The organism is Streptomyces sp. NRRL S-495 (assembly GCF_000966955.1).
GTDB lineage: Bacteria > Actinomycetota > Actinomycetes > Streptomycetales > Streptomycetaceae > Kitasatospora > Kitasatospora purpeofusca.
In genome coordinates, this window is record NZ_JZWY01000994.1 from 1 (window position 1) to 4,034 (window position 4,034).

Annotated in this window: 4 protein-coding genes; 3 read left to right on the plus strand and 1 reads right to left on the minus strand. The window is 75.0% G+C overall.

The window, feature by feature from the left end; genetic code table 11:
- Window positions 1-114 precede the first annotated feature (114 nt).
- Genes VR45_RS37605 through VR45_RS37615 form a run of 3 tightly spaced genes read left to right on the plus strand, consistent with a single transcriptional unit; the run spans window position 115 to window position 2,624 of the window.
- Window positions 115-948 carry an alpha/beta fold hydrolase gene (locus VR45_RS37605; RefSeq protein WP_045944441.1) on the plus strand — a complete coding sequence of 278 codons (834 nt, stop codon included), beginning with the start codon at window positions 115-117 and terminating at the stop codon, window positions 946-948.
- Complete coding sequence (locus tag VR45_RS37610; protein WP_078897363.1) at window positions 945-1,517, plus strand: flavin reductase family protein; 573 nt, start codon at window positions 945-947, stop codon at window positions 1,515-1,517. The genes VR45_RS37605 and VR45_RS37610 overlap by 4 nt, the downstream gene beginning before the upstream one ends.
- Window positions 1,518-1,523: 6 nt before the next feature.
- A complete protein-coding gene (locus VR45_RS37615) occupies window positions 1,524-2,624 on the plus strand; it encodes an LLM class flavin-dependent oxidoreductase (RefSeq protein WP_045944442.1) in 1,101 nt (366 codons plus the stop codon).
- A gap of 84 nt (window positions 2,625-2,708) precedes the next feature.
- Here the strand turns inward: VR45_RS37615 and VR45_RS37620 are convergent, their stop codons facing one another.
- A complete protein-coding gene (locus VR45_RS37620) occupies window positions 2,709-3,752 on the minus strand; it encodes an RIO1 family regulatory kinase/ATPase (protein ID WP_052709682.1) in 1,044 nt (347 codons plus the stop codon).
- Between the last annotated feature and the right edge of the window lie 282 nt (window positions 3,753-4,034).

A 4,034-nucleotide genomic window follows, 5' to 3' on the forward strand; every position in this document is an offset into this window, starting at 1 on the left:
GGCCCCCCGCCGCGACGCCCGGGCGGCCCGGGAGGCCGAGGCTGCCGAGGCTGCTGGGGAGGCGCAGGTGCAGCAGACCGCACAGGCCGCCGTCGCGGTGTCCGGTGCGGCCCGATGACCACCTCCGTCACCGCCGCCGGGCCTGTCCCAGTCACCTGGGAGCCCGCCGCCGACGTCACCGTGCGCGGCACCGTCCTGCTGCTGCCCGGCCGGGGCGAGCACCCGGGTGTGTACGCCCGCTTCGGCCGGCGGCTGGCCTTCGACGGCTACCGCGTGGTCGTCCCGGCAGTGCCCGCCGCGAGGTCCGCCCTGCCGGACCTGGCCGGTCAGGTCGCCGAGGCCCGCGCCGTCGCGACGCCCGGCACGCCCGTGGTGCTGGCCGGCTCGGACACCGGCGCCCTGCTCGCGCTGGCCGCCACCCGGCAGGCCGCCCCCGACGGGCTGCTGCTCGTCGGCCTGCCCACGGCCGCTTCCGCGCCCGGAACTCCGGACACCGCCGACGGCTGGACGGACGAGCTCGGCGCCCGGACGTCCTGCCCGGCACACCGGGGCCTGCTGGCCGCCGACCCGGACTTCCGGCCCGGCGCGCTCGCCGAGGACGTCCCCGCCGACCTCGCCCGGGCGGCCGAGGACGCGGCCTCCGAAGGCCCCGCCGACGGGGTGCCGGTCCTTGAACTGCCGGTCCTCGTGGTGCACGGGTCCGCCGACCCGGTGTCGCCGCCCGCCACCGCACGGCGCTTCGCCGGGCGACTCGCCGCCGACCTCGTCCTGGTCGCCGACGGCCGGCACGACGCGCTCAACGACGCCGCCCACCGCAGCGTCGCCGCCGCCGTCGTCCAGTGGCTGGAACGCCTGCGGGGCGGCCCGCACCTGCCCGCCCAGATCGTCACCACCGACGCGGGCGGACGCACCCCCCACCCGCGTGCCCCGGAAGGAGACCCCGCATGACCACCCTCGACGAACGTCCCGTCCTCGCTGTACCGCCTGCCCTCGCCGAACCGCCTGTCCTCGCCCAGCCGTCCGCGCTCGCCGGAGCCCACGGCGCCGACCTGCTCCGCAGCGCCCTGCGCCGGCACGCGGCCGGCGTCACGGTGATCACCGCGGCCGGGCCCGGCGGCCCCGCCGGCTTCACCGCCACCTCGTTCACCTCGGTCAGCCTGGACCCCGCCCTGGTGTCCTTCTACCTGTCGGCCACCGCCTCGGCCGCGCCCGCGGTACGGGAGGCCGAGGCCTTCACCGTGCACATCCTGCGCGACGACCAGCGGGAGCTGGCGAACCGCTTCGCCCGCAGCGGGATCGACCGCTTCGCCGGTACGGACTGGCACACCGGCCCGTACGGCACGCCCGTCCTCGCGGGCGCCGCCGCCCGGCTCACGGCCCGCCCGTTCCTGCTCCAGCCGGTCGGCGACCACCTGCTGGTCGTCGGCGAGGTACTGGCCGTCGACACCACCGACGGCCCGCCGCTGGTCCACCACGACGGCGGCTACGGCGGGTTCGTCCCGGTGCGGGAGGGCTGAGCCGCCATGGCGCTGACCGCCCACTGGTTCCTGCCGACCACCGGGGACAGCCGGCACGTCGTCGGCGGCGGCCACGGCTCGACACCCGGCACCGCCGGCACCGACCGGCCGCCGAGCATCGCCTACCTCGGCCAGATCGCGCGCAGCGCGGAACAGCTCGGCTTCACCGGGGCGCTGACGCCGACCGGCGCCTGGTGCGAGGACGCCTGGCTCACCACCGCGATGCTCACCCGGGAGACCGAGCGGCTGAAGTACCTGGTGGCCTTCCGGCCCGGTCAGCTCAGCCCGACGCTGGCCGCCCAGATGGCCACCAGCTACCAGAACCAGTCGGGCGGCCGGCTGCTGCTCAACGTCGTCACCGGCGGCGAGTCCGCCGAGCAGCGCGCGTACGGGGACTTCCTCGACAAGGCGGGCCGCTACGCCCGCACCGGGGAGTTCCTGTCCATCACCGGCCGGCTCTGGCGCGGCGAACAGGTCGACCACCGCGGCACCCACCTCCGGGTGGAGGCCGCCCGGCTGACCCGGCTGCCGGATCCGGTGCCCGAGGTGTACTTCGGCGGCTCCTCGCCGGAGGCCGCCGAGGTCGCCGCCCGGCACGCCGATGTCTACCTCACCTGGGGCGAGCCGCCCGCCATGGTCGCCGAGAAGATCCGGCACGTCCGCGAGCTCGCCGCCCGGCACGGCCGCGCACCGCGGTTCGGCATCCGGCTGCACGTCATCACCCGCGACAGCGCGCAGGCGGCGTGGGCGGAGGCCGGCCGCCTGCTCGCCGGTATGGACCCGGCGCGGATCGCCGAGACCCAGGCAGCGCTGGCCCGCAGCGAGTCCGAGGGGCAGCGGCGGATGCGCCTGCTGCACGGCGGCTCGACCGACCGGCTGGAGGTCTCCCCCAACCTGTGGGCCGGGATCGGCCTGGTGCGCGGCGGCGCGGGCACCGCCCTCGTCGGCGACCACCGCGAGGTGGCGGACCGGATCGAGGAGTACCACCGGCTGGGCGTGGACGAGTTCATCCTCTCCGGCGCCCCGCACCTGGAGGAGGCGTACTGGGTCGGGGAGAACGTGCTGCCGATCCTCGCCGAGCGGGGGCTCTGGAAGCGCGAGGCCTGACGGCGGGGGCCGGCCGCATCGGATCGTGTCCGGTCGTGTCCGGTCGGGCGGCGGGGTCGCACCCCGCCGCCCGACCGACCCTCGTCACCCCAGTCGCGCGTCGAACTCCAGCACCCCGACGAGTTCGCCGACGCGGTGCTCCGGCAGCCCCCGGGAGACGAACCAGGCGCCGACGTTGCGCACGTCCCGCTCCAGGAACGAGCGCCCGCGCGGATTCGCGACGACGTCCACGATCTGCGGCACATCGATGATCACCAGCCGCCCTTCGTGGACCAGGATGTTGTACGCCGACAGGTCGCCGTGCGCGTACCCGTCACCGGCCAGCAGCGACAGGCTCCGGCCCAGCTGCTCCCACAGGTCCTCGACGTCCACCTCCTCCGCCCTCAGCTGCGCGAGCCGGGGCGCGGCGATGCCGCTCTCGTCGCCGACGAACTCCATCAGGATCTCCGTGCCCGTGATCTGCACCGGGTAGGGAACGGCCACCCCGGCCGACCACAGCCGGCACAGCGCGGTGAACTCGGCACCGGCCCACTGCGCGGCGATGGCCTCCTTGCCGAACGCGGTGCGCTTGGCCATCGCCCGGGCGATCCGGGACTCCTTGTGCCGGCGCCCCTCCAGGTACCCGGAGTCCCGATGGAACATCCGGTGCTGGGAGTCGCGGTAGCGCTTGGCCGCCATCAGCGTGCGGCGGTCCGTGCCCGGCACACCGCGCTCCAGAAGGAACACGTCCGCCTCCTTGCCGGTCTTCACCAGCCCGAGTTCGGTGTCCACGGCCGCGAGCTCGGTCACCACCCAGGCAGGGCGCGGCTCGGGCCCCTTCTCAGTGGGGGTGGACTGGTCCCACGTCGACCAGCGGTCGCCCCCGGCCGGGCCGCCGTCGGGGTTGTCGTCGTAGCTGTCGTAGCTGTCGTCGTAGTTCTCGTACTCGCCGTCGTGGCTCTCGTACTCGCCGTCGAAGTCGGCGTACTCGTCACTGGCGACGGCGTAGGCCCCGTGGTCGTCGAACCGGAACACGACCTCGGGCTCGTTGTCGTCGAACCGCTCGGACCGGCGGCCGCGACGGGGTGCGCCCTTGGCGCGAATACGGGAGAAGGAATCGGTGTCGGTGCTGGAAAAGCGCTCACGCACTGTGGTGGCTCCTGGGGAACAGCCCACCGATGCGCCAGTTGCGAGGCGTCGTCAGCCGGTGGGCGAAAGACGAGAGGAAGAGGCGTATGGCGCGCACACCAAGGCGCGCCGCGACACGGCGGCGACCATCGAAACGCACCTCCTCTGCTTCTCCACGTCAGTCCCCACGCCACGGAAGCCCCGCGGCGAGAACGAATCAGAGCTTAGCGACTTCCAAGATCGGCGCAACCGAATTTCCCGCCCGCCCTCGCACCGGCCGCCCTCGCACCGCCCGCCCTCGCA